Raw genomic sequence first — 563 nt, forward strand, 5'->3', positions numbered from 1 at the left:
GATCTGGTTGATGACGTCGCCGGTGATGTTCTGCACGAGCTTGGTCTTGTCGATGCCGTAGGTGACTTTCGTCCCGGAGAGACCGACGGTCATCGTGTCGTCGGCCGTCAAGAATTCGACGGTCGGGGGCGTCGCGCCGCCCAGGGCGACGTTCGAGGTCGTGCTTCCGGCTTTCAGGTCGAAACCGCCCTGCAGCTTGGTGATGTTGCTGGTATTGTTGGTGATGTTGCTGGTGTTCGTCGTAACGCGGTTATCCAGATTGGTGATCGTGCTGTTGTTGCTGATGTCGATATTCTGGCCGAGGTTGGCGTTGGCCGTCACGGTCACTTTCGCGCCGTCGGTCCCATCGGCCGCTACGGCCACGTCGATCTTGTCGGCTTCGCCTTCGAATTTGATGTTTTTCTTCGTCGCGCCGCCGAGGGTGATGTCCTGTTTCGCACCCGCGGCGTTGCTGACGGTGAAGCCGCCTTTCAGCGCGGTGATGTCGTCGCCGTGCTGATTGACCGTCGTGTTGTTGGTGATGGTGCTGTTCAGCTTGGTTTCGTCCATGCTCAGGTGAAGGC

1 protein-coding gene is annotated in these 563 nt (G+C 59.3%); it reads right to left on the reverse strand.

What is annotated here, in order from left to right:
* Positions 1 to 563, reverse strand: a 563-nt coding sequence (locus tag B0D78_RS12985; protein ID WP_168170138.1) for a hypothetical protein, incomplete at both ends; no start/stop codon positions are given.

Source organism: Pyramidobacter sp. C12-8 (assembly GCF_002007215.1).
In the GTDB taxonomy this organism is placed as follows: Bacteria; Synergistota; Synergistia; order Synergistales; family Dethiosulfovibrionaceae; genus Pyramidobacter.